Source organism: Streptomyces montanus, assembly GCF_005786655.1.
Lineage (GTDB): Bacteria > Actinomycetota > Actinomycetes > Streptomycetales > Streptomycetaceae > Streptomyces > Streptomyces sporangiiformans.
The window spans coordinates 107,995-131,449 of record NZ_VBZC01000015.1 but is presented as its reverse complement, the minus strand read 5'-3'; the positions used below and the strand labels follow the sequence as shown (position 1 = coordinate 131,449).

The following is a 23,455-nucleotide window of genomic DNA, read 5'->3' as shown; positions in this document are numbered from 1 at the left end:
TCAGAGTCCCATCCGTCGCTTCGAGGTGGCCGGGCGGACGTCGTCGAGGGACTCGACGACCCGGTCGACCATTCCGTACGCCATCGCCTGCTCGGCCGTGAACCAGCGGTCGCGGTCGCCGTCGCGGGAGATGGTCTCCTCGGTCTGGCCGGTGTGTTCGGCGGTGATCCGCTCGATGGTCTGCTTGGTGAACTGGAGGTTGTCCGCCTGAATGGCGATGTCGGCCGTGGTGCCGCCGATACCGGCCGAGGGCTGGTGCATCATGATCCGCGCGTTCGGCAGCGTGTAACGCTTGCCGCGTGTCCCGACGGTGAGCAGGAACTGCCCCATGCTCGCGGCGAATCCCATCGCGAGGGTCGCCACGTCGTTCGGGATGAGCCGCATCGTGTCGTAGATCGCCAGGCCCGCGTGGACGGATCCGCCCGGGCTGTTGATGTAGAGGCCGATGTCGGTGCGCGGGTCCTCCGCGGAGAGGAGGAGCAGCTGGGCGCAGACGCGGTTCGCGGACACCTCGTCGACCTGGGTACCGAGGAACACGATGCGCTGATTGAGGAGTTGGCCGGCGAGGTGGTCGTCGAAGCGTGACGGAGGGGTGTCTCCCTCCTCCGCCCTGGGTGCCAGGGCCAGGGCCGGGGCCCAGCCGGTGCCGGGTCCGGTACCGAGTCCCGTGCGGAATGGTGCCATCGTTCCTCCTGGTGGTGGCGCGGCTCGCATCGCCGCGATGTCTCCACCCTCGGCCCGGCGACGGGGGAGCGGAAGGAATCTTGGCCCGCAGCAGATTCGCCGACGGCAGAGGCCACGGCCCGGGGAGGGGCTACTTCGTCACCACCAGCGAGAACTCGTACAGGTCACCCCGGCACAAGGATTCGCCGTACTCCACGACATGGCCGGTCTCGTCGTACGCCGTGCGCCGTACCAGCAGGGCGGCGGAGCCCTCCCCGACGCCGAGCAGCCGGGCTTGACGACCGGTCACGTTCACCGCCCGGATCTGCTGCGTCGCCCGCACCACGCGGACGCCCTGGGTGATCTGCAGGGCCTCCGACAGCGAGCCTTTCAGGAGTGACTCGTCCAGGTTCGGAAACCGCTCGGCGGAGAGGTAGACCGTCTCCAGGCAGATGGGGAAGTCGTCGCCGAGGCGCAGCCGTTCGATGCGGTGGAGTGTGGTGCCGGGGTCCACGCCCAGGGCCGTGGAGTGGTGCAGGTCGGCCTCGACCAGCTCCGCGGCCAGGAGTTCGGAGCTGGGCCGGTAGCCACGCGAGCGCAGGTCCTCGGAGAAGGAGGTGAGCGTCGACGTCTTGGTGATCTGGGGGTGTGAGACGAACGTCCCCACGCCTCGCACGCTGCGGATGAGGCCGTCCTCGCGCAGCGCCTGGAGCGCGCGCCGGGCGGTTGCTCTGCTGACGTTGTACCGCTCGGCCAGCTGCCGTTCGGTGGGCAGCGCCTCGTCGGGCCGCATCCGTGCGATGTCGGCCTGGAGCCGACGCCGCAGCGCCTCGTGCTTGTAGGACTCCATCGACTTCATCTGCTTCATCGATTTCGTCGACTTCATCGCCCGGCCGTCGTCTCCGCGCCTGTCCTCGACCGTCACATTCACTCCGCGGTTCGCACGTGTCCGCTATCCCCGAGGGGCGCGGTAACGGGGCATCAGCGTACGCACCACGTCCAGGGTCGACCGGGCGGCGTGCGGTCCGGGCGTCGTCACCTCACTCCGGCCGGCGATCCACCCCTCCTCCCAGTCGATCAGGGAGGCCTCGAACTCCTCGGCCCGGTAAGGGGATCCGGTCTCGATGGCCCGGCCGATGTGCTCGTACCAGCGCCGCCAGCGGGGAAGGTGGAAGGAACGGACCAGGCCGGCCCAGTGCCGCCCCGAGTAGTCGTGCAGTTCGCTGCGGGCGTGGCCCCAGAGCGTGAGGATGCGCCGCGCGTCGGCCTCGTACAACTCGGCCTCGGCGGGCGTGGATGCCCAGCTCCTGGCGTCGGCCAGCCAGGCGTCCAGCCGGTACTCCGGCCGGGTGGCCAGCAGTTCGTCCAGATCCTCGATGGTGGCGAGAAGCGCCCTGGCGGCGGAGTCGAAGCGGTCGGCGTCCCGTGCCAGGGCCGCGTCCGCCGCCCGCCACTGCTGCTCGCATGCCGCATGAGTGAGTACCTGCGCCGTGACGTCGCACAGGTCGCGGCCGAGCGGGCCCGCGCTGTCCTCCTCCGTCGCCTCACCGGCCAGGAGCGTCCACGCCTCGTCCAGCCCCGGTGGAACGGTGGGTGACGCGGGCGCCGCCAGGTGCACCGGGAGCTCAGGACGCATATCGCCCGCCGGAGTGGGCCGGCAGACGATGACCGAGCCCGGTGGTCCGGGGCCGTCCGCGGCGTAGACGGTGTCGTGCAGCAGTTCCCAGGCGCGCAGCAGCCCGGGGCTCACGCGGCCGTACCGGGCCCGGGTCCAGCTCTCCAGCCACACTCGTACGTCCTTGATGCCGCCCTGCCAGGCGACGTCCGCCAGCAGTTCGTACAGGACCGGGTCTCCGCCGAAGGCCTCCATGCTCGCGCCGATTCCGGAGAGCGAACTTCCGCGTGGGTCGGCGCGTGCCCGCGCGGCTCCGGTGGCGATCTCGTCCAGCCGTCCGTAGAGCCCGGGCCGCCCGCCCAGGTTGTGCAGCATGCACCACACCCATGGCTTTCCCCGGTACCCGTCGGTGTCGCGCCAGACCGGCCGGTGCTCGGCCCACAGGTCGAGGATCAGCATCCGCTCGTCCGGGATCGCGTCGAGGAAGGCCCGGGTCCGCTCGGCCGTCCAGTAGTCGGAGCGGTAGGAGAAGGGCCACGCCTGCAGCACCCAGGTCGCCCGGTCGTCCACCGCGGTCATGGCACCGTGCACGGCCTGCGCGACGCGGGCGATGTCCGCGGGATCGGTCACGGGGGGCGTCGTCTCGATGAACGGATCGGCGGCGTAGAGGTGGTCGGTGCCGAAGAGCCGGGTCTGCTCGGTCAGCAGCGCGGTGCCGAACTCCTCGAACAGCGGGTCGCGCGGGTCCAGTACACCGACCTCGAAGTCCCACCAGGGAAGGGTCGTCGACCGGGCGCCCCGGACCGCGATCAGCTCCCGGGGGACATGCCCGGAGAAGCCCTGGAGGACCGGCCGCATGCCCAGTGAGCGCTCCCGGTCCAGGATGCGGCGGCCGAGGTCCGCGTGGCCGTCGATCCAGCTCTGGGGCAGTGGGCCGCCCCAGCCGTCGAGCGAGGAGAGCCAGTTCCAGGGAAGGTAGGCCGGGCCGCCGAGGAACTGCCGGGCTCTGTCGTCGTCGAGGCCCGCGTTCAGCAGTGCTCGTTGCCAGGCCGCCTCCATGCCGGTCATCGCCAGCGGGGTGGTCACGCCGTGCAGGGCCATCCAGTCGATGTGACGCTCCCAGCGCGTCCAGTCCCAGAACGCCGTGGTGTATCCGAAGGTGCAGACGTTGAAGTGGTAGCGGTGGCGGTAGGGGGAGGTCGTCCGGGCGGCCGTGCCGGTGCGCGGCAAGCGGTCGGGCAGCCGGGGGACGGGGGCGTCCCAGGTGATCTGCGTCCGGCAGGCGGTCCGCAGATACCAGCGCAGCGCCGACGCGACCGCGACACCGCTGGACCCGCGCAGTACGACGCCTCCCGGCCCGGCGTCGGCCTCGTACCAGTCGGGCCCGCCCTCCCCCGGGACCACGTCGGCGGTGAACTCGGCGGCGCGGTCACCGAGCAGTCGCTGAAGCAGGTGCTGGGCTGCCTGGTTCTCCGGCGCCTGTGGTACGTACCACATGAGCCTCAGGCTAAGTCGGTCGTTTCCTGACGGTCAAGGAAATGCACTGCCCTATCGGTGAGTTGGTACGAGGACTGTGCAGCTGCCCGGGCCTCTGGTACGGTCCACAGCCACGCCAGCCGCTCACACCAGCCACCACCTCCGAGGAGAGGACGGCCAGGACAGAGTGATGCAGCCGACCCCGAGCACCGCGGGCGCACCCATGAGCGCCGATCTCGCCTACTTCGCCGCTCTCCAGGCGAACCTCACCGAGTTGGCCACCGCCGAGCAGCCCGCCATCGAGCGCGCCGCCCGGGCCGTCGCGCACAGCATCGCCGCCGGGGGCGTCGTCCACTACTTCGGCAGCGGCCACTCGCAGCTGGTGGCCATCGAACCGCTGCAGCGCGCGGGCGGCCTCGCACCGGTCAACGTCATCGCCGACCCGGGACTCTCCCCCACCGCCCCTCGGCACGCGGGCGCGGCCGAACGCGTCAGCGGCTACGCCGCGGCGATCCTGCGGACGGCGGACATCAGGAAGGGCGAAGTGGTGGTCGTCATCTCCAACTCCGGCATCAACGCGGTGCCGGTCGAATTCGCCCTGGGCGCCCATGAGTTGGGTGCGACCGTCGTCGCCGTCACCAGCCGGGCCCACTCACTGGCCGCCGAGTCCCGGCACACCGACGGGCGGCGACTGCTCGACGTCGCCGACATCGTCATCGACACGCACGGCCGCCCCGGTGACGCGGTGGTGCCCCTGGGCGACCTCACCGTTGGCGCCCTGTCGACCGTCGTGGGGGCGGCGATCGTCAACGCCCTGACCTGCCGGGCCGCCCAGCTGCTCGCCGAACACCACGGGCAGGCACCGCCGTTGATTGTCAGTCAGAACACGGGCGACGACGCCGAGCACCACAACAGCGCGCTGCTGGAGAAGGTCAAGGACCGCTGTCCGCGGGGCTGAGGCACCGGTCCGCCCGACGAGGCCCCGCTGGGAGGCCGATGATGGAGAGTACGCACCGGGTGCGCCGCCGCGTTGCCGGGGCGGTCTGCGCCGTCGCGCTCATGCTGCCGCTCACCGCGTGCGACGCGCTCACCCCGGGCAGCGCGGCCGCGGTTCCGGGACCGCGCAGCGTGCCGTCCTCGACCGCCGTGCCGGACGACGACATCACCCTGCGTCTGCAGTTCGCCGATGCCCCGCCGATGGTCGACGCGCTGATCGCCGCGTTCGAGAAGGACCACCCCGGCATCAGCGTCGAGCCGCAGTACAAGACGTTCACCGACTACGTCCAGAACCTCAAGCTCACCATGACCTCCGACAGCGCCCCCGACATCGCGCAGTACGCGGTCGGGATGACCGACCTCGCGGCGGACGGCCACATCCTCGACCTGGCGCCGTACCGGGAGGCATACGGCTGGGACGACTCCATTCCCCCGGTCAGCCTTGACCAGCTCACCGCAGGGCAGAACAGCAAGGCCACCGGCGGGCGCGCCCTGTTCGGGGTCCCGGCCGGACTGTCGATGACCGGCATCTACTACAACAAGGAGCTCGCCGAGCGGGCCGGGATCGACGGGCCGCCCCGCACCCTGGCGGAGTTCGAGGACCAGCTCGCCGCCGCGAAGGAGAAAGGCCTGACGCCGCTCGGCGTCGGCGCCCTCGACACCGGCGGCCTGCACCTGTGGGCCGCTCTCCTCAACCAGACCATGCCCACGGACGACTACTGGGACTGGGTCAACGGCACCAAGGGCGCCACCATCGAGAACAAGGCCGGGACCACCGCAAGCGAGCTCGTCGTCGAGTGGGGCCGCAAGGGGTATTACAACGAGTCCGCCAACGGCACCGCTCAGATCGACTCCACCGCCCAGTTCACCAAGGGCGACAGCGTCTTTCTGATCAACGGCAACTGGGCGGCCGGACAGCTGGCGACCGCCATGGGAGACAACGTCGGATTCTTCCCGATGCCGGGCGAGCAGGCCGACGCCCCCACGGTGGCCTCCGGGTTCAGCGTCGCCTACGCCGTCTCGTCCCGGACCGAACACCCCGAGGCGGCAGGCGCGTTCCTCGACTTCCTGACCTCGCCCGAGGCCGGCCAGATCATCAGCGACAACGGCTTCCTCCCGCCCAACCCCGAGGCCGTGGCGAAGCCGAAAGGCGTGCTCGCGGACGTCGCGGAAGGCCACCGGCGGGCCGTCGCCGACGACGGGATCACCACCTTCCCCGACTTCGCCGCGCCCGCCATGCTCGACCGGCTGCGCTCCGGCGTCCAGAAGCTCATCGCGGACCGCATCGAGCCCGCGGACTACCTCGACTCACTTCAGGACGCGTGGGAGGAACACCATGCGGAGTAGACCGCCGGTTCAGCCCTCGGACTCTCCCAGGCGCAGCCCGTGGCGCGGATACGTGTATGTGCTGCCCGCCTTCGCCGTCTACTTCGCCTTCGCGGTGCTGCCCGCCCTGCACACGGCGTATCTCTCACTGTTCGAGTGGGACGGTGTCACGCTGGGCGATTGGGTCGGCCTGGGCAACTACCAGGAGATCCTCCAGGACGCCGTGCTGCGCCGGTCCGTGTTCAACGCCCTGGTGCTGGTGGTGTTCTTCTCCTTCGTGCCCATCGTGATCGGCCTGGCGATGACCGGCCTGCTGGCCCGTTACCGGCGGCCCGGCATGGGGGCGTACCGCTTTCTGTTCATGCTGCCGCAGGTCGTCCCACTCGTCGCGGTCGGTGTGACCTGGCGGTGGCTCTACGGGGACGACGGGCTGGTGAACCAGTCGTTCCGCGCGGTCGGTCTGGACGGGGTGACGCGGGCATGGCTTGGCGACTTCGGCGCCGCGCTGATCGCCGTGGGCCTCGTCGGCACCTGGGTGCTGAGCGGGCTGTGCATGATGCTCTTCCTCAGTGGTGTGCAGAAGGTGGACCCCAGCCTGTACGAGGCGGCCCGGATCGACGGTGCGGGGCCGGTCCGGGAGTTCGTGTCCGTCACCCTGCCGCACCTGCGCGGTGAACTCGCCGTCGCCATGACCGTGACGACGGTGGCGGCGCTGGCCAGCTTCGACATCGTGTACGTGACGACGAACGGCGGGCCGGGCGAGCAGACCACCGTTCCCGGCCTCCTCGTGTACCGGCTGGCGTTCTCCGAGGGCAAGGTGGGGCTCGCCGCCGCTCTGGCCGTCGTACTCGGCTGTCTGATCCTCGGGATCGTCTACCTCATCAACCGTCTGTCGAGGTCGGAGACATGAGCACCGCCACGCGATCCGAACGCTGGTCCGGCTACGCGCTCCTGACCGTCATGGCGATCGCCGTCGTGATCCCGTTCCTCAGCGTCTTCCTCGCCTCCCTGCAGCCCGCGGGGACGCCGGTGGTGGGTCTGACCTGGCCGGAGCGGTGGAGCTGGGACAACTACGAGCAGGCGTGGTCGGTGGCCGGGTTCTCCGACCTCATCCGGCACAGCCTCACCATCGCCGTCGGTGTCGTCCCCGCCTCCCTGGTTCTCGCCGCGCTGGCGGGCTACGCGCTCGGCACGATGCGGCTCCCGGGCGGCAACGCGGTCGCGGCCTTCTTCATCGCCGGCCTCACCATCCCGGTCGAACTGATCGTGGTCCCCCTCTACTTCGACCTGCGGGGCCTCGGTCTGACCAACTCGTACCTGGGCGTGATCCTGGTGGAGATCGCGCTGTTCATGCCGTTCAGCGTGTTCTGGATGCGCACCCACTTCCAGTCCACTCCCACGTCGCTGGTGGAGGCGGCCCGCATCGACGGCGCCTCGTCGGCCACCATCCTGCTGCGGATCCTTCTCCCCCTGGCCCGGCCGTCGTTGATGACGCTCGGTCTGCTCGTCTTCATGTGGTCGTGGAATCAGTTCCTGCTGGTGCTGGTCCTCATCCAGGACACCACCAAGCACACCGCCCCGGCCGGCCTCGGCTTCTTCGTCGGTCAGAACAGCACGGACATTCCCACACTGGCGGCGGGCACGATCATCGTGATGCTGCCGATCCTGATCCTCTTCGTGATCTTCCAGCGCAGCTTCATCGCGGGGCTGCTCCAGGGGGCGATGAAGGGATGAGACGGCTGCACGGGGCCCAAGGACGATGCGCCCCGGTCATGCCGCCTTCGCGGCCTGGAGTGTGGCCGCCGCCCACTCCATGACCAGCCGCTGGTACTCCTGCCGCTGGTCACCGCTGAGCGTGCCGCCGGTGCGCAGCCACAGGGCCCGGATCTCCTCGTTGACCTCGTCGGCCGATCGCCCGGTGGAGAACGGAGCACGATGTGGAGTGGCGGACATGTCGTGAATCATAGGGGGGCGGGCGTGAAGGCCATGTGAGGAGTCATGGTCACCGCGGCTGCTCTCCGGTGTCATTTCAGGGGTGCCGGCTTCACGCATCGCCGGACCCGAGCACGAGTACCTGGATCGCCAGGACCGCCGCACCCCGCGCCCAGTCGTGGAAGTCGGCCACCCTGGTCTCAAGGTTGACCGGCTCCGACCGTGGGTGGCGGTTGGCGACGATGGCCTCCTCGACCGCCGGCCCCGCCACGTCGACCAGGCCCACGCCCTCGCCGGCGAGGAGGATCTTCTGGGGCATGGCGAAGTTGGCGATCTGCGCCACCAGCGTGCCCAGGGCGCGGGCCGCTTCGTCGACGACGCGGGCGGCCATGGGCTCGCCCTCGGCGGCGAGGGCCAGGATCTCGTCGTACGACACATCACGGCCGGTCGCGGCCCGGATCTGGTAGCGGATGCTGGGGATGGTCAGCAGGGACACGGCACTGCCGCGCTCCCCGTCGGGGGTGAGCGGGCCATGGGGGTTCACGATCCAGAAGCGGCCGTAGCCCACTCCGTCCTCTGCGGTCGCGATCCGCTTGCCGCCGTTCACGAGCCCGTAGCCGAGGCCCGCGCCGATGGTGAGCACCGCGAACCGGTCGAGTCCGCGGCCCGCGCCGAACCAGCTCTCTGCCTCGACGAGCGCGGCCACGTCGTTCTCCACGACGACGGGCAGCCCGGTGCGCTCCTCGACGAGTCGGGCCAGGGGAACGTCGTGCCAACCCAGGAAGGCCGACTCGTCCACGACGGACCGGTCCTGGGCGCGGCCGCCCAGACCGATACCGATGCCCACCAGGCCGGGGAAGTCACGGGCGAACTCATCCGTCAACTCCCCTAGTACGTCCGCGACTTCGTCCGGGTCATTGCTGGACAGCGGTCGGTCGCGGCGGGCCACGATGTCGCTCCTGAGCGTGGTGACGACGCCGTACACCATGTCCTGTGTGATCTTGAATCCCACGAAGGTGCGGGATTCCGCGACGATGTCGAGGGGCTGGGAGGGGCGGCCCTGGCGCACCTCCGCGAAGGCGGCGCCCTCGGCGACCTCGACCAGCAGGCCCGACTCTATGAGCGGCTTCGTCAGCCGAGTGAGACTGCCCGCGGACAGGTCGAGTCGCCGGGCGAGTTCACTGCGGGACAACGGGCCGTGGGTGAGCACCTCGATCGCCACGGCGCGCTCGCCGGGACTGAGCGGCAGCCAGCTGGCGGCAAGTGCGGTCATGGCCGAAATCCTTACATGTTTTCTTTCATGATGGAAGCAACAGGGAAACGATGCAGCCACCGCAAGGCCGGAAGTGCCGATTCGAAAAGGTGACCGCACACCTCTTGACGCCCATATTATTCCGCAGCAAAAGTAAGTGAGGCCCGAGGACGAGCCGCAGACGAGGGAGTCTCCCGATGACCGTCGCCTCCAGCAGCCCTCCGTCGCGTGTGCCACTGCGCGGCGTCGAGGGGACAGAAACGAAGCCGAAAGTCGGCAAGGCGCGAGAACACGTGGGCCGAGGTGACGGAGCCCTCGCGGCCCTCTTCATCGCACCGGCCATGCTGGGCTTCCTGGTCTTCCTGCTCTGGCCCACCCTGCGCGGCATCTGGCTCAGCTTCACCCGCTTCAACCTGCTGACCCCGGCGGAGTGGGTGGGCCTGGACAACTACGTCCGCATGGTCAACGACCCGATCTTCTGGGACTCGCTGGCGGTAACCGTCGAGTACGTCGTCATCAACATCGGCGTACAGACGGTGGCGGCACTCGCCATCGCCGTCCTGCTCCAGCGGCTGACCCAGTCGGCCGTGCTGCGCGGCCTCGTGCTCACGCCGTATCTGATGTCGAACGTCGTCGCCGGCCTCGTCTGGCTCTGGATCCTCGACACCCAGCTCGGCATCGGCAACGAGATCATCGCGGCCCTCGGCGCCGACCGCATCCCCTTCCTCGCCGACGAGACCTGGGCGATCCCGACCATCGCCCTGATCAACGTCTGGCGGCACGTCGGCTACACCGCCCTCCTCCTCTTCGCCGGCCTCCAGGCGATACCGAGCTATTTGTACGAGGCCGCCAAGGTCGACGGCGCGAGCGAGTGGCGGATGTTCTGGCGGATCACCATGCCGCTGCTGCGGCCGGTGCTGGCGGTGGTGCTGATCATGACCGTGATCGGTTCGTTCCAGGTCTTCGACACCGTCGCGGTGACCACCGCGGGCGGTCCGGCGAATGCCACGAACGTTCTCCAGTACTACATCTACGGCTCCGCCTTCGGCCGCTTCCAGTTCGGCTACGCCTCGGCCATGTCCGTCGCCCTGCTGGTCGTGCTCAGCGCGATCACCGTTCTCCAGTACCGGCTCACCCGGGCCGGCCAGACCGACCTCGGCTGACGAAAGGAGTCACCGTGGCTGCCGTGACGACGACGACCGGTGTACGGCCGGTCAGGCGCAGGGTCTCCTTGGGCCGGGCCTCGGCCTGGGCCGCGATGGGCCTGATCCTCCTGATCACCCTGCTGCCCTTCTACTGGATCCTGCGCACCGCGCTCTCCACCAACGCGGGTCTGAGCGCCGACCCGACCAACCCACTCCCGGTCAATCCCACCGGGAGCGGCTTCGAGCGGGCCCTCGGTCTGCAGTCGGCCAAGGAGGCCATCGCGCAGGGCGGCGCGGGCGGCGGGCTGGACTTCTGGCGCTATCTGCTCAACTCGGTGATGGTCTCCACGCTGATCACCGGCTGCCAGATGTTCTTCTCCGCGATGGCCGCGTACGCCTTCGCCAGGCTGCGCTGGCGCGGCCGGGAGAAGGTCTTCGGCCTCTTCCTGGCCGGACTGATGGTGCCGACCATCTTCACCCTGCTGCCGAACTTCGTGCTCATCAAGCAACTCCACCTGGTGGACACGCTGTTGGGCATCGCACTGCCCACTCTCTTCATGACGCCGTTCGCGGTGTTCTTCCTGCGGCAGTTCTTCATGAACATCCCCATGGAGATCGAGGAGGCGGCGCTGCTCGACGGCGCCGGCAAGATCAAGATCTTCTTCCGGGTGATTCTGCCGATGGCGTCCACGCCGATCATCACGCTGTCCGTGCTGACGTACATCACTTCCTGGAACGACTACTTCTGGCCGCTGATGGTCTCCTACAGCGACTCCTCGCGCGTGCTGACCGTGGCGCTGGCGATCTTCCGGGCGCAGACCCCGGCGACCGGCGTCGACTGGTCGGGGCTCACGGCGGCCACGCTGATCGCCGCGCTGCCGATGCTGGTGCTCTTCGCCTGTTTCGCCCGCCGCATCGTCAGCTCCATCAGCTTCACCGGGATCAAGTGAGGGAACACCGATGCGACTTCGTACGCTGACCGCGCTGACCGGAGCGCTGGCGCTGTCCCTGGTGACCGGATGCGCGAAGGACGGCTCCACCGGGGCGTCCGCGAACACGGTGACGTACTGGCTGTGGGACGCCAACCAGCTGCCCGCCTACCAGGCCTGCGCGAAGGGGTTCGAGAAGGAGAACCCCGGACTGCGGGTGAAGATCACCCAGTTGGGCTGGGACGACTACTGGACCAAGCTCACCGCCGGTTTCATCGCGGGCACCCAGCCGGACGTGTTCACCGACCACATCCAGAAGTTCGGCCAGTTCGCCGAACTGAAGGTGCTGGAGCCGCTGGACGACCTGGACATCAAGGCGTCCGACTACCAGCCGGGGCTGGCCGCCAACTGGATCGGCCAAGACGGCCACCGCTACGGCACGCCCAAGGACTGGGACACCGTCGCGCTCTTCTACAACCAGAAGATGACGAAGGCCGCCGGGCTCACGGCGGAGCAGCTGAACAGCCTCTCCTGGAACCCGAAGGACGGCGGCAGCTTCGAGAAGGCCATCGCCCACCTCACCGTCGACAAGAACGGCAAGCGGGGCGACGAGCCGGGTTTCGACAAGAACAACGTCAAGGTGTACGGGCTGGCCACGAACGGTGGTGGCGACGGCGACGGCCAGACGCAGTGGAGCCCCTTCACTGGGTCCGCAGGATGGAGCTACACCGACAAGCAGCGCTGGGGAACCAAGTACCAGTACGACAGCAAGCCCTTCCAGTCCGTCATCAAGTGGTACTTCGGCCTGGCGAAGAAGGGCTATCTGGCCCCCTTCTCCGACTACAACATCCAGTCCAACCAGGCCAACACCCAGGTCGCCGCAGGCAAGGCCGCGGCCTCCTTCGACGGCGCCTGGATGATCTCCTCCTACCACGGCTTCAAGGGCCGGGACATGGCCGCCGCCCTCACCCCGGTCGGGCCGACCGGCAAGCGCGCCACCATGATGAACGGCCTCGCCGACTCCATCTCCAAGGCCTCCAAGAACAAGGAGGGTGCCCGGAAGTGGGTGGCGTATCTGGCCTCCGACGCGTGCCAGACCGTGGTCGGCAAGTCCGGGGTCGTCTTCCCCTCGACGCCGGCCGGCACCGAAGCCGCCATCGCCGCGTACCGAAAACAGGGCATCGACGTCACGGCCTTCACCGAACCGGTCGCCGACAAGAAGAACTTCAGGACCTTCTCGTTTCCGATCACCAACTACGCGGCCGACGTGAAGGCGCTCATGCAGCCCGAGATGCAGGCCATCTACGGCAACGGCAAGTCGGCGAGCAGCCTCGACGAGACGAACGACCAGATCAACCTCATCCTCGGACAGTGAGCGGTTCCCCTGCGACGAAAGGCATCCCCCGTATGACGTTCTCCCTCGGCATTGTCGGCGCCGGGCAGTTCTCCGGCCAGTTCGCCAAGCTGTTCCTCGCGCACCCGGGCGTGGGCGATGTGTACGTCACCGACCTCCTGCCCGAGCGGGCCGAACAGCTGGCGGCGGCGGAGGGGCTGTCGGGCACGTTCCCCTCGTACGAGGCGATGCTGGAGTCGAAGAGCGTCGACGCCGTCGCGATCTTCACACAGCGCTGGACGCACGGCCCGCTGGTCCTCCAGGGACTGAACGCCGGCAAGCATGTGTACTCGGCGGTACCCATGGCGATCAGCACGGAGGAGATCGCGGCCATCATCGACACGGTCAGGGCGACCGGACTGACGTACATGATGGGCGAGACCAGCCAGTACAACCCGGCGACCGTGCACGCCCGCAACCAGATCGCCGACGGCGCCTTCGGACGGCTCTTCTACGCCGAGGGCGACTACGTCCACGACATGGACCTCGGGTTCTACGAGGCCTATCAGTACAGCGGCGGGGACAACTGGAAGGCCACCGCCAGCTATCCGCCGCTGCTCTACCCGACCCACTCGGTGGGCGGGGTGCTCGGCGCCTGGCAGACGCACGCGGTGAGCGTGTCCGCGGTCGGGGTCAAGGACGATCGTGGGGACGGCGTCTTCGACCAGGAGGTCAGCCAGTTCGGGAACGACTTCTCCAACGCGACCGCGCTGTTCGAGGTCGCGGGCGGCGGGTCGTTCCGTACGAACGAGTTCCGGCGGGTGGGTTACCCCTCACACATCCGGGAGTCGCGTTTCCGGTTCTTCGGTACGGACGCCAGCATGGAGCAGCTCGCCACGGTGGCCCTGTGGCAGGACAAGAAGGGGGTCAAGGACATCTCGGAGCTGCTGGAGCCCAAGCCCACCTTGTCCCCCGACGATCCGTCGCTCCAGCACATCGCGCCGGACCTGAGGGCCGCCTTCACGTCCGGCTCGGCGCCGGTGCACGACCGTTCCCGGCTGCCGCGGGAGTTCGACAACCTGCACAACGGCCACGAGGGAAGCCACCACTTCCTGGTGGACGACTTCGTCACCGCGGTCAACACCCGGACTCTGCCGTCGGTGAACGCGTGGGTGGCCGCGCGCTACACCCTGCCGGGCATCGTCGCGCACGAGTCCGCGCGGCAGGGCGGGACGAGGCTGGACATACCGGACTTCGGGGACGCCCCCGAAGCGTGATTCCCTGGCGTGGTCCGGCCGCCCCGAGGAGCGGCCGGGCCCGTCAAGCCCCCAGACGCGGCCGGGCCCGGTCAGGTGCCCGGCTTGCGGCCGTACACGAAGACGTCGTCGCCCTTCTTGAGGAGCGACCAGTACTTCTTGGCGTCGGTCTTCGTCATGTTGACGCAGCCGTGCGAGCCGGGCGGGTTCCACATGCTCACGCCGACCGAGTGGAAGGCCTGGCCGCCGTCGAAGAACTGGCTGTAGGGCATGGGCACGTTGTAGATGGTCGACACGTGGTCGATGTGCCGCCAGTAGATCTTCTTCAGACCGGTGCGGGTCTCGTATCCGTTGCGTCCGGTGCGGACCGGCACCGGGCCATAGACGAGCCTGTTGCCGTCCTGGATCCAGCTGAGCTGCAGCGTCAGGTTCACACAGGCGATGCGGCCCTTGTTGACGGGGCACTTGCCGGCCTTGTTGGGGTTGTTCCCGACGGCCTTCTGCTTGGTCATCAGGTCCATCACGCCCCAGGTGACCGGGCCCGCGTACCCGGCGTTCGGGGTGATGCCGTGCTTGGTCTGGAAGGCCTTGATCGCCTGGCAGTCGGCGGCGGACTGCCTGCCGTCGACAGCCAGTCCGAGGAACTTCTCCACCTGCTTCTGATACGGGCCGGTCTGCGTGCTGCAGCTTGCCGCCTGCGCCGGCGCCGTGCCCAGCGCGAGGGTCAGCGGCGCCACCAACCCGGTGACCGCGAGTGCGACTGCTCCCCGTCTGCGTACATCCCCCATCGGCCTTTCCCTTTCCTCCGTGGTGCGATCTCTGCCAGCTAGACACGCTCCGGGGAGGGTCGGTTGTAGGGCGGCCCGGCCTGGGACGAAATGGTGACATTGCCCGCCATCCGGCGGGAGACGTCCGCCGTGGGCTGATCTGTCGGCATGAAGGTACTCACAACGGTGGATGACGACGGGACGAGGGCGAGGGGCTGGACAGGCGCGCCATGGGCCTATGGGCGCCCATCCCCTCCAGCGCACCGATGCCGTCGGGTGTCACACCCGGCCGCAGAAGCCGAAAAGGTTGCCGCTGGTTTCGGACATGCCCACGAGATTCACCATGGCTACACTCGCCCCCCATGTGTGAGGGCAACCGAACCACAGAAGCCCACAAGACATGCACTGATGCGTCATGTCACGACCCCTCTGATCGGAGCAGAAAGGCCTTGGGCCACGCAGTCACCACCGCGAGACACACCCCCTGCCCTGACCGAAAACGCATCAAGTGGCGCGTGATTAACGACACATTGGGCGCGAGCGCATGAGCCGTGCCGTGAGAGCTCGACACAAGCGCTCCCGTGAGCCGCGTGGGCACTGGCTGCTACTGAGCCTCGTCCTCCCCGTGATGTTCGCCTCCCTGCTCTTCCAAGGCTGGACCAAGAACGAGGTCGACGCCGCGCCGACGCGGCACGACTGCACCGAACCGGCGCCGAAGACCGTGCGCCAGGGCGGTCCGGTGCTGCGCATCGACGGCGACAAGGTGCAGTCCTCCTCGATGCCCGCCCGTACCGTCGCGCTCACCTTCGACGGCGGACCCGACCCGGTGTGGACACCGCGTCTGCTCACCCTGTTGCGCAAGCACCACGTGCACGCCACCTTCTTCCTCTTCGGCGTCCAGGCTGCCCGGCATCCGGAACTGGTGCGCCGCATCCGCGCCGAGGGCCACGAGATCGGATCGAACAGCTACACCGGCGCCGACCTGGGCGCGTCATCGGCCATCCGCTCCCGGATGGAGCTGTCGCTCACGCAAACGGCGCTGGCCGGCTCGGCGGGCGTCCGCACCACGTTGCTGCGCATGCCGCAGACCACCTCGGTGGACACGCTGTGCGGCGCCGAGTGGAAGGCGGCGCAACGCGCCGCAGCGGACGGCTACCTGTTGGTCGCGGCCGACAGGTGGAACCGAAAGCCGTCGAAGGGTGCGATCCGGCAGTTCAGCCAGACGGAACTTGCCTACAAAGAGACGGAAAAGCTTCTCAAGAACCGAAATATCAGCAAGTTCACCACGGTGACGGCCGGCCTCCGGCTGGCCCGGCCCGAAGCATCGACGTCCACGATCGAACGAGGCCAGGGCAAGGGACTGATCCTGGTCACGACCATGGGCCAAGAGTTCGCGAACGCCATGACCTGGGTGCTCGCGGTAGCAGGTGCGCTGGGGGTGGTGCGGCTGCTGGTGCTCGTCTTCTTCGCCCGCGCCCACGTCCGGCGTCTCACGCGCTTCCGCCCCGGAGCGCCCTGGCTGCGGGAGATCAACGACCCGGTGACGATCCTCATACCCGCCTACAACGAAGAGGCGGGTATCGAATCCACGATCCATTCCCTGCTCGCCTCCACGCACCGATACCTGCAGATCATCGTGATCGACGACGGGTCAACGGATCAGACGGCTGATCTCGCCACCTGGATCAACGATCCCCGGGTGCGGGTGATCCGGCAGCCCAACTCGGGCAAGGCCGCCGCCCTGAACACCGGGCTGGACCATGCGATGTACGACATCGTGGTCATGGTCGACGCCGACACCGTCTTCGAGCCGGACGCGATACACCAGCTCATCCAGCCACTGGCGCATCCGGCCGTCGGCGCGGTCAGCGGCAACACCAAGGTCGGCAACCGGCGCGGGCTGCTCGGCAGATGGCAGCACCTGGAATACGTCTTCGGGTTCAACCTCGACCGCCGGATGTTCGAGGTCCTGGAGTGCATGCCGACGGTCCCCGGTGCCATCGGGGCCTTCCGCCGGGACGCGCTGTTGGGCGTCGGCGGGGTCAGCGAGGACACCCTCGCCGAGGACACCGACCTCACGATGGCCCTGTGGCGGGCGGGCTGGCGCGTGGTCTACGAGGAGTCCGCCGTCGCCTGGACCGAGGTGCCCACCTCGCTGCGCCAGTTGTGGCGGCAGCGCTACCGCTGGTGCTACGGCACGATCCAGGCGATGTGGAAACACCGCGGTGCCATTTTCGAGGTGGGCCCGGCCGGCCGCTTCGGACGCCGCGGGCTGAGCTATCTCGCCATCTTCCAGGTCGCTCTGCCGCTGATGGCGCCGATCGTCGACCTCTTCGCCCTGTACGGGGCGCTCTTCCTCAACCCCGTGCAATCGGCCGGCGTGTGGCTCGCCTTCCTCATCATTCAGCTGGCCTGCGCCGGATACGCGCTGTGGCTGGACGGTGAGCGAAGGAGGGCACTGTGGTCGATGCCCTTCCAGCTCTTCGTCTACCGACAGTTGATGTATCTCGTGGTCATCCAGTCCCTGGTCGCCATCGTGCTCGGCACTCGGCTGAAGTGGCATCGCATGCAGCGCTCCGGCACCGCCGCCGATTACATAGGTCAACCCGCCCAGGCAGCAGAGCTGACATCGAGATGACCAAGGACAGCTCATGAATGATCGGCAGTACGGGTGGACGCCCACCGACGGGCTCGACGAACAGTGGGAGACGCACCGCGTCATTCAGGGGGAGGTGTGGCAACGGACCGACCACCCGTCCCAGCCGCACACCATGCGGACTCCGAACGCATCGCTGAACACGGGCTCAACGGGTGTGTTCATCCCTCATCAGCGGGACACCCCCACCCACACCTATGACGGAAGCGCCCTCCCGTTCGACGCAAGCGCCCGTCCGTATGGCGGAAGCGAGAACGGCTACGGTCCCGGAGGCAGTGTCGGCGGACCCGCCAGGCCTGCCGGGTTCGGCGGTTCGGGCGGAACCCGCCGATCCAGCCGGCCCCTCAGAACTCCCCGCAGCCGGGCCCGCAAGATCATGCGGGCCGTGAGCCTGCTGCTCTGCCTGCTCCTTGTCACAGCCGGCAGCACGTACCTCTGGGCCGACATCGAGCTCAACCGCGACGTGGACCTCGGCAAGATCACGGACCGTGTACCGCATGGCAAAGGGACCAACTACCTCATTGTGGGCTCCGACAGCCGTGCGGGCCTTTCCGCCGAGGCCATCAAGGATCTGCACACCGGCGGCTCGGCCGCCGACGGCCGCCGCACCGACTCGATGATCCTTCTGCACACCGGCGCCAACGGCACCACGATGATGAGTCTGCCGCGCGACTCATGGGTGACCATCCCTGCGCACATCCGCCCCCAAACGGGCATGCACTACCGGCCGGCGAAGAACAAGCTGAACGCGGCGTTCTCGTTCGGCGGGCCCGAACTGCTGATACGGACCATCGAGCACAACACGGGTCTGCGCATCGACCACTACGCGGAGATAGGTTTCGCGGGTTTCGTGAACATCGTGAACGCGGTGGGTGGCGTGGACATGTGCGTGGACAGGCATATCAAGGACGAGAAGTCGGGACTGAACCTGACGAAGGGCTGCCACAACCTCGACGGCCGCAACGCGCTCGCGTTCGTCCGCCAGCGCCACCAGGAGGCCCAGGGCGACCTCGGGCGCTCCCGCAACCAGCAGAAGTTCCTGGCCGCGCTCGCCCGCAAGGCCGTCACACCGGGTGTCGCGCTCGACCCGTCCAAGCTCTATCCGGCCACCAGCGCGGGGCTGGACACACTCATCGTGGACAAGGGCATGAGCCTGTCCACCCTCGCCTCGCTGTTCCAGGCGATGAGAAGCGTCACGGCCGGCCACGGCAAACAGATCAACGTGCCCGTGTCGTCCCTCGGCATCCGGACCTCCAAGGGCGAAGCCGTGAAGTGGGACGACGCGCAGGCCAAGAAGCTCTTCGCCGAGCTGAGGGACGATCGACCGGTGACGGTCGCGGAGAAGAAGTAACACCGTCGGCGAAGGAGCGGCCCTTCGGTCACGGGCCGTCCGACCTGCGACCAGGCGGTTACGCAGCCCGCCGTCCTGCGGGAGACTTCCGCCGGACGGCGGGACCCCCGTTCCCCTCCGGGGCGGCGATGATCTGCGTCAGCCGCCGACGCCGCATCCGAGGAGAAACCGATGACCACCACTCCCCCGCCCTTCGACCCCGAGCTGGCCGCCGCGCTCGCGTTGATGGGCGACCAGGCGCCGACCACACTCCTGCCGGAGTGGATCTCCATGGCGCGAGAGGCGGGCGACGGCCCCTTCGAACTGCCGACGAACGAGGTGCTGAGCCGCGACGGCGCCTTCGAGGTCGAGGAACGCGCGGTGCCCGGTCCCGAGGGCGCACCCAACATCTCCCTGCTCATCTGCCGGCCCACCGGCGCACCCGGTCCGCGACCGGTCGTCTACCACACCCACGGCGGCGGCATGGTGCTGGGCAACAACCGGCTCGGCATGGACGCGACGATGGAGTGGGCCGCGGAGCTGGGCCTGGTCGTGGTGTCGGTGGAGTACCGGCTCGCCCCGGAACATCCGCACCCGGCCCCGGTGGAGGACTGCTACGCGGGTCTGCTGTGGACGGCGGAGCACGTCAAGGAGATCGGAGGAGACCCGGACCGCATCATCCTGGCGGGCGGCAGCGCCGGCGGCGGACTCACCGCGGCGATCGCTCTTCTGGCCCGCGATCGGAAGGGTCCCCGTGCGATCGGTCAGGTGCTGCTCTGCCCGATGCTCGACGACCGCAACGACACCCCGTCCGCGCACCAGATGGCCGGCATCGGCATCTGGGACCGCACCGCGAACGAGACCGGCTGGGCCGCGCTGCTCGGTGACGCACGCGGCACCGCGGACGTCTCCCCGTACGCCGCCCCGGCCCGCGCCGACGACCTCTCCGGGCTCCCCCCGGCGTTCATCGACGTCGGCTCGGCCGAGACCTTCCGTGACGAGGACATCGCCTACGCGTCCCGCATCTGGCAGGCGGGCGGCCAGGCCGAGCTGCATGTATGGCCCGGCGGGTTCCATGCCTTCGACGGACTCGCCCCGCAGGCCGCGCTGTCCCAGGACGCCCGCGCCGCCCGGATGCGGTGGCTGCGTCGCCTGCTCGGTGACTGACCCGACACGATCCTCAGACGCGCATATGTGATTCCTGACCGAGAATGAGCAGATGGAAGAGCTGGCAGGGCGCCTGGCGGCGCTCGATCCGGACGCCGGAGCCGCCGTCCAGGTGATCGCTTACTTCGACCGCCTGGTCGAAGGTCGCGCCGGCCTCGAGGCCCTCGTGCGGGGTGCGGCGGTGCTGTCCGGCTGCCCCGCGCGGCTCGTGGACGCGGACCGGCACGTACGGATCCGGGTCGAGCCCGACGGGCGGAGGAGCGACGAGACCGGGCCGGTGCGCCCCGAGTGGCCCTCGACGCCGCTGAGCCCGGGCGGAGCGCCCGCGGTGTGGCTGGAGCGCACGGGACCGCCGACCGTGGTCGACTCCATGGTCCTGGAGCGCGCCGCGAGTGCCGCGCGGCTGGTCCTCGACCGGACCCGGGGGCGGGCACCGGCACACGGCACGACCGAGGATCCCGCCCTGCTGGAGACGGTGCTCGACCCGACAGCCACGGTGGCCGCCCGGCTGCACGCGGCGCGCGGCCTCGGTCTCGATCCGGACGGCCAGGCCCGCGCGGTCGCGCTGCACGGCGGCCTGCGGGGCGCCCGCCGGCCGCCGGGATCAGGCACGGCCCGCGACGAGCAGTCCACCTTGAGTCTGGCCTCCGGGGAGCGGGCTCTCGTCCAACCGGTTCCCGGCCCGGAGCTTACACAGGGGATTCGCATGGGCGTGGGCCCGGCGGTCCCCGTCCTGGAACTGCCCCGGTCCTGGGCCGCCGCCCGCACGGCCCTGCGCTTCACGGCGGAGGGTCGCGACGACGACCCGGGCCCGCGCGTCGTCCACTCCGATCAGCTCGGCACGCTCGCCCTGCTGGCGACCGTGGTCACCCCGGGCACGGAACCGCCTGCCGATGTGCGCACCGTCGACCACGCCGCCGGGGCCGCTCCCTGGCTCCTGCCCACACTGCACGCCGTCGTCACCCACCCGAGCCTGCGGACGGCGGCCACCGAGCTGAACCTCCACCACTCCACGCTCCAGGACCGGCTCGCCCACGCGGAGTCCCTGCTGGGCTGGCCGGTGCGCACCCCGCAGGGCCGTCTGCGACTCCAGCTCGCTCTGGCGGCGCGGCACCTGGCCCGGAACCAGACCTGAGCCCACCGCGTCAGGTCGGCGCACTGACACTCTGCTGCTGGTGAGGCAGTGCGCGGCGCGTGCGGACCGGTGAGAGGAAGACCGGCACGAAGGCCAGCGCGAGGCAGGCTGCGCCCACCCACAAGGTCGTGTGCACACCGGCCAGTTCACCGATGAGGCCCGCCACCGCCGCGCCGACGGCGAGGGCCCCGGTCAGCACGAACCGGAAAGTGGCGTTCATACGGCCGAGGAGGGCGTCCGAGGTCATCCGCTGGCGCAGGCTCACGCCGAGCACGTTGTCCATGCCCGTCTTGAACAGGGCGAGGACCCAGCCGAACCCCCCGATCCACAGCCAGGCGCCACGGTCGACGAGAGGGACGAGCAGTCCGGCAGGGGCGAGGCACATGCCCACGAAGCCGAGTGTGCGGCCGTGGCCGAGTCGCCCGGCGAGCGGGCCGGCGCAGCGGGCGCCGAGCAGGAGGCCGACGCCGCCCGCCGCCCAGAACAGGCCCAACGCACTTGCCGGAAGGCCGAGTTCGCTGACGAACAGCACCGGGAGCATGGTGTTGATGATCTGCATGCCCAGGTTGGTGAGGGCGGCGGTGAGCGCGAGGGCCCGCAGTTCCTTGTTACCGAAGACATGGCGCAACCCCTCGGCGATCTGCGTCCGCAGCCCGGTCGACCGGCTCGGCGCAGGCGGCGTCGGCGCGTCGCTCATCGCGATGAGCCGGAACGCCGACGCAAGGTGGCTCACCGCGGTGCAGAGGACGGCCACCGGTGCCGTGAGCAGCTGGACCAGTCCACCGCCCACGCTCCGGCCGACCACGTTGCTCACCGCGAAGAGGCTCACCAGGGCGGCGTTGGCCCGCACGAGCGCGTCGCGGCCGACGAGCCTGGGCAGCACGCTCTGTGAGCTCACGTCGAAGAACACGGTGGCGCAGCCGTTCAGCAGGACGACCGCGTACAGCTGCCCCAGCGTGAGCGTGTCCAGCCACCAGGCCGCCGGGACGGACGCGAACAGGACCGCGCGCATCAGGTCCGCGCCGATCAGCACCCGCCGCGAGCGCATCCGGTCCACCCAGGCCCCGGCGGGCAGGCCGATGAGCAGGAAGGCGACGGTGCTCAGGGTCGCCAGGGCACCGACCTCGCCGGGGCTCGCGTCGAGCGCGGCCACGGCGATCAGCGGGACGGCGATGTAGCTGACGTTCGTGCCGAGCTGGCTGAGCGCGGTCGCGGTGAAGAGCGTACGGAAGTCGGCTGCCCGCCATGGGGAGTTGGTCTGCACGTTCGAGTACGCTGCCCGAGCGGAGTGTCGCAGCACAAGTGAATAGATCTACGGTAATACTTAAGCGCGGCTACGTATTTCCCGGGTGGCTCTTTCCTCAAGTGACCGTCGTGCGCCGGGCGTTGGCCTTGTCGGCGCACTTCCCCCTTGCGCCGCGCTGTGCTTGTCTGGGGGCCGTTTTCGGTGGCTGGGGCGGGAGTTACCGCATGCGCAAACCGTGGATCGTCGGGGTACTTGTGGGCTTGCTGCTGCTCGGCGCGTGCGGAGACCCTTCCTCAGGTCCCGAGACCGCGCTTCCCGCGCGATCGGATCCGGTTACGTCACCGTCTTCGGCTTCCGGGGCTTCCGGAGCTCGCGAGGCATCACCGTCCTCGACCACACAGCAGCAGCGTCCGCCCGCCTCCTCCTCGCCCGAGGCACCCGCGAAGCGGCCCACCGTGCTCTACCTCGGCGACTCGCTCGCCATGGAGAACCAGAAGGTGCTCGGCGGACTGCTGCGGGACGAGTTGCAGGCGCGCTACACCAGCGCCCCGTACTCGGGGACGACGCTCTGCGACTATCTGGAGGGCACCGGTCAGGACTCGCTCGTCCCCGCCAAGGACAAGGCGGCCGCCCTGGTGCGTGCGTTGCGGCCGGACTTCGTGGTGCTGCAGTTCTGGGGCAACGCGTGGGGATACACGCCGTGCATGGACGGGATCACCCATGACAAGGCGCGGGCCAGGTATTTCGCGCGTTACGCCGCCGACGCGAAGAAGCTGACCGCGCAGATCGCGGACGCGTCAGGCGCGCACGGGCCGAAGGTCGTCTGGGTGCTCCAGGGCCCGGATCCGATCACGCCCGACCGGATCCGCCGTGTCAACACGATCTACGAGCGGCAGGCCGATGCCTCGGGCGCCCTGCTCGCGGACGCCGGCAAGGAGGTCAGCCCGGCCACGTCCCGCTACACCTGGACCCAGTACCTGCCGTGCACGGCGTACGAGCGCGACCACAGCGCGTACTGCACCCGTCCGGGCAGCGGCCGGACGGCCTTGCACCGCGACGACGACTATCTGCACTTCTGTCTGGCCCCCACCACCGAGAAGCCCAAGCCCTGCCCGGTGCGCTCCCCCGGCATCCTGCGCATCACCCGGGCGATCACCCGGGTGGTGACCTCCGCGACGAACTGGCCAACGGCCTGAAGCGGTGCCGGGTCCGCCCGCCTTGACGGACCCGG

The 23,455-nt window shown here is 69.2% G+C and carries 20 protein-coding genes; 13 read left to right on the top strand and 7 right to left on the bottom strand.

The features are described 5' to 3' along the window. The 3 genes from FE633_RS16010 to FE633_RS16000 all read right to left on the bottom strand — a co-directional run bounded on the left by FE633_RS16010 (position 1) and on the right by FE633_RS16000 (position 3,775). Positions 1-684 carry an ATP-dependent Clp protease proteolytic subunit gene (locus tag FE633_RS16010; RefSeq protein ID WP_138045811.1) on the bottom strand — a complete coding sequence of 228 codons (684 nt, stop codon included), beginning with the start codon at positions 682-684 and terminating at the stop codon, positions 1-3. Positions 685-814: 130 nt separating this feature from the next. Then, positions 815-1,588 (bottom strand): GntR family transcriptional regulator, encoded by a 774-nt coding sequence (locus FE633_RS16005; RefSeq protein WP_138045810.1) that lies wholly within the window; start codon positions 1,586-1,588, stop codon positions 815-817. 27 nt (positions 1,589-1,615) lie between these two features. Next, positions 1,616-3,775, bottom strand: a complete 2,160-nt coding sequence (locus tag FE633_RS16000) for an alpha-N-acetylglucosaminidase (protein ID WP_138045809.1) — start codon at positions 3,773-3,775, stop codon at positions 1,616-1,618. Positions 3,776-3,944: 169 nt separating this feature from the next. Between FE633_RS16000 and FE633_RS15995 the strand changes: the two genes are divergently transcribed. The 4 genes from FE633_RS15995 to FE633_RS15980 are packed head-to-tail and all read left to right on the top strand — an operon-like array spanning position 3,945 to position 7,810. Then, a complete protein-coding gene (locus FE633_RS15995; RefSeq protein ID WP_138045808.1) occupies positions 3,945-4,712 on the top strand; it encodes a sugar isomerase domain-containing protein in 768 nt (255 codons plus the stop codon). 38 nt (positions 4,713-4,750) lie between these two features. Further along, a complete protein-coding gene (locus tag FE633_RS15990) occupies positions 4,751-6,097 on the top strand; it encodes an extracellular solute-binding protein (protein WP_138045807.1) in 1,347 nt (448 codons plus the stop codon). Then, positions 6,087-6,986 carry a carbohydrate ABC transporter permease gene (locus FE633_RS15985; protein WP_138045806.1) on the top strand — a complete coding sequence of 300 codons (900 nt, stop codon included), beginning with the start codon at positions 6,087-6,089 and terminating at the stop codon, positions 6,984-6,986. The genes FE633_RS15990 and FE633_RS15985 overlap by 11 nt, the downstream gene beginning before the upstream one ends. Then, entirely contained in the window at positions 6,983-7,810 is an 828-nt protein-coding gene (locus FE633_RS15980) for a carbohydrate ABC transporter permease (protein WP_138045805.1), read from the top strand. The genes FE633_RS15985 and FE633_RS15980 overlap by 4 nt, the downstream gene beginning before the upstream one ends. Positions 7,811-7,846: 36 nt before the next feature. On the opposite strand, the gene FE633_RS15975 is transcribed toward FE633_RS15980, so the two are convergent. Both FE633_RS15975 and FE633_RS15970 read right to left on the bottom strand, forming a co-directional pair. Continuing rightward, the gene (locus FE633_RS15975; RefSeq protein ID WP_119103594.1) at positions 7,847-8,041 is read right to left on the bottom strand and encodes a hypothetical protein; all 195 of its coding nucleotides are present in this window, start codon (positions 8,039-8,041) and stop codon (positions 7,847-7,849) included. A 79-nt stretch (positions 8,042-8,120) separates the two neighbouring features. Beyond that, positions 8,121-9,281 carry an ROK family transcriptional regulator gene (locus FE633_RS15970; protein WP_138045804.1) on the bottom strand — a complete coding sequence of 387 codons (1,161 nt, stop codon included), beginning with the start codon at positions 9,279-9,281 and terminating at the stop codon, positions 8,121-8,123. 176 nt (positions 9,282-9,457) lie between these two features. Between FE633_RS15970 and FE633_RS15965 the strand changes: the two genes are divergently transcribed. From FE633_RS15965 to FE633_RS15950, 4 genes are read left to right on the top strand one after another with little or no spacing between them, the layout of a single operon-like run. Then, a complete protein-coding gene (locus tag FE633_RS15965; RefSeq protein ID WP_138045803.1) occupies positions 9,458-10,423 on the top strand; it encodes a carbohydrate ABC transporter permease in 966 nt (321 codons plus the stop codon). 14 nt (positions 10,424-10,437) lie between these two features. Next, positions 10,438-11,355 (top strand): carbohydrate ABC transporter permease, encoded by a 918-nt coding sequence (locus FE633_RS15960; RefSeq protein WP_138045802.1) that lies wholly within the window; start codon positions 10,438-10,440, stop codon positions 11,353-11,355. 10 nt (positions 11,356-11,365) lie between these two features. Next, positions 11,366-12,709, top strand: a complete 1,344-nt coding sequence (locus FE633_RS15955) for an ABC transporter substrate-binding protein (RefSeq protein WP_138045801.1) — start codon at positions 11,366-11,368, stop codon at positions 12,707-12,709. 32 nt (positions 12,710-12,741) lie between these two features. Then, positions 12,742-13,944, top strand: a complete 1,203-nt coding sequence (locus tag FE633_RS15950; protein ID WP_138045867.1) for a Gfo/Idh/MocA family protein — start codon at positions 12,742-12,744, stop codon at positions 13,942-13,944. Positions 13,945-14,015: 71 nt separating this feature from the next. Here the strand turns inward: FE633_RS15950 and FE633_RS15945 are convergent, their stop codons facing one another. Continuing rightward, entirely contained in the window at positions 14,016-14,711 is a 696-nt protein-coding gene (locus FE633_RS15945) for a L,D-transpeptidase family protein (RefSeq protein WP_138045800.1), read from the bottom strand. Positions 14,712-15,234: 523 nt separating this feature from the next. Here FE633_RS15945 and FE633_RS15940 point away from each other — a divergent pair. From FE633_RS15940 to FE633_RS15925, 4 genes are all read left to right on the top strand, one after another. Continuing rightward, positions 15,235-17,328 (top strand): bifunctional polysaccharide deacetylase/glycosyltransferase family 2 protein, encoded by a 2,094-nt coding sequence (locus tag FE633_RS15940; RefSeq protein ID WP_138045799.1) that lies wholly within the window; start codon positions 15,235-15,237, stop codon positions 17,326-17,328. 13 nt (positions 17,329-17,341) lie between these two features. Further along, positions 17,342-18,697 (top strand): LCP family protein, encoded by a 1,356-nt coding sequence (locus FE633_RS15935; RefSeq protein WP_246113640.1) that lies wholly within the window; start codon positions 17,342-17,344, stop codon positions 18,695-18,697. Between the two features lie 171 nt (positions 18,698-18,868). Beyond that, positions 18,869-19,843: an alpha/beta hydrolase gene (locus FE633_RS15930; RefSeq protein WP_138045798.1), complete on the top strand. Its 975-nt coding sequence runs from the start codon at positions 18,869-18,871 to the stop codon at positions 19,841-19,843. 52 nt (positions 19,844-19,895) lie between these two features. Further along, a complete protein-coding gene (locus FE633_RS15925) occupies positions 19,896-20,978 on the top strand; it encodes a PucR family transcriptional regulator (RefSeq protein ID WP_138045797.1) in 1,083 nt (360 codons plus the stop codon). 10 nt (positions 20,979-20,988) lie between these two features. Here the strand turns inward: FE633_RS15925 and FE633_RS15920 are convergent, their stop codons facing one another. Beyond that, positions 20,989-22,242 carry an MFS transporter gene (locus FE633_RS15920; protein WP_138045796.1) on the bottom strand — a complete coding sequence of 418 codons (1,254 nt, stop codon included), beginning with the start codon at positions 22,240-22,242 and terminating at the stop codon, positions 20,989-20,991. A gap of 206 nt (positions 22,243-22,448) precedes the next feature. On the opposite strand from FE633_RS15920, the gene FE633_RS15915 reads away from it, so the two are divergent. Beyond that, complete coding sequence (locus FE633_RS15915; RefSeq protein WP_138045795.1) at positions 22,449-23,420, top strand: SGNH/GDSL hydrolase family protein; 972 nt, start codon at positions 22,449-22,451, stop codon at positions 23,418-23,420. Positions 23,421-23,455: the final 35 nt, after the last annotated feature.

Coding starts and splice junctions, on each gene's coding strand:
- FE633_RS15970 (WP_138045804.1), bottom strand. CDS start 9,281: ATGACCGCACTTGCCGCCAGCTGGCTGCCGCTCAGTCCCGGCGAGCGC.
- FE633_RS15925 (WP_138045797.1), top strand. CDS start 19,896: ATGGAAGAGCTGGCAGGGCGCCTGGCGGCGCTCGATCCGGACGCCGGA.
- FE633_RS15950 (WP_138045867.1), top strand. CDS start 12,742: ATGACGTTCTCCCTCGGCATTGTCGGCGCCGGGCAGTTCTCCGGCCAG.
- FE633_RS15965 (WP_138045803.1), top strand. CDS start 9,458: ATGACCGTCGCCTCCAGCAGCCCTCCGTCGCGTGTGCCACTGCGCGGC.
- FE633_RS15935 (WP_246113640.1), top strand. CDS start 17,342: ATGAATGATCGGCAGTACGGGTGGACGCCCACCGACGGGCTCGACGAA.
- FE633_RS15985 (WP_138045806.1), top strand. CDS start 6,087: ATGCGGAGTAGACCGCCGGTTCAGCCCTCGGACTCTCCCAGGCGCAGC.
- FE633_RS15975 (WP_119103594.1), bottom strand. CDS start 8,041: ATGATTCACGACATGTCCGCCACTCCACATCGTGCTCCGTTCTCCACC.
- FE633_RS15955 (WP_138045801.1), top strand. CDS start 11,366: ATGCGACTTCGTACGCTGACCGCGCTGACCGGAGCGCTGGCGCTGTCC.
- FE633_RS15995 (WP_138045808.1), top strand. CDS start 3,945: ATGCAGCCGACCCCGAGCACCGCGGGCGCACCCATGAGCGCCGATCTC.
- FE633_RS16000 (WP_138045809.1), bottom strand. CDS start 3,775: ATGTGGTACGTACCACAGGCGCCGGAGAACCAGGCAGCCCAGCACCTG.
- FE633_RS15980 (WP_138045805.1), top strand. CDS start 6,983: ATGAGCACCGCCACGCGATCCGAACGCTGGTCCGGCTACGCGCTCCTG.
- FE633_RS16010 (WP_138045811.1), bottom strand. CDS start 684: ATGGCACCATTCCGCACGGGACTCGGTACCGGACCCGGCACCGGCTGG.
- FE633_RS15915 (WP_138045795.1), top strand. CDS start 22,449: ATGCGCAAACCGTGGATCGTCGGGGTACTTGTGGGCTTGCTGCTGCTC.
- FE633_RS15990 (WP_138045807.1), top strand. CDS start 4,751: ATGATGGAGAGTACGCACCGGGTGCGCCGCCGCGTTGCCGGGGCGGTC.
- FE633_RS15945 (WP_138045800.1), bottom strand. CDS start 14,711: ATGGGGGATGTACGCAGACGGGGAGCAGTCGCACTCGCGGTCACCGGG.
- FE633_RS15940 (WP_138045799.1), top strand. CDS start 15,235: ATGAGCCGTGCCGTGAGAGCTCGACACAAGCGCTCCCGTGAGCCGCGT.
- FE633_RS15930 (WP_138045798.1), top strand. CDS start 18,869: ATGACCACCACTCCCCCGCCCTTCGACCCCGAGCTGGCCGCCGCGCTC.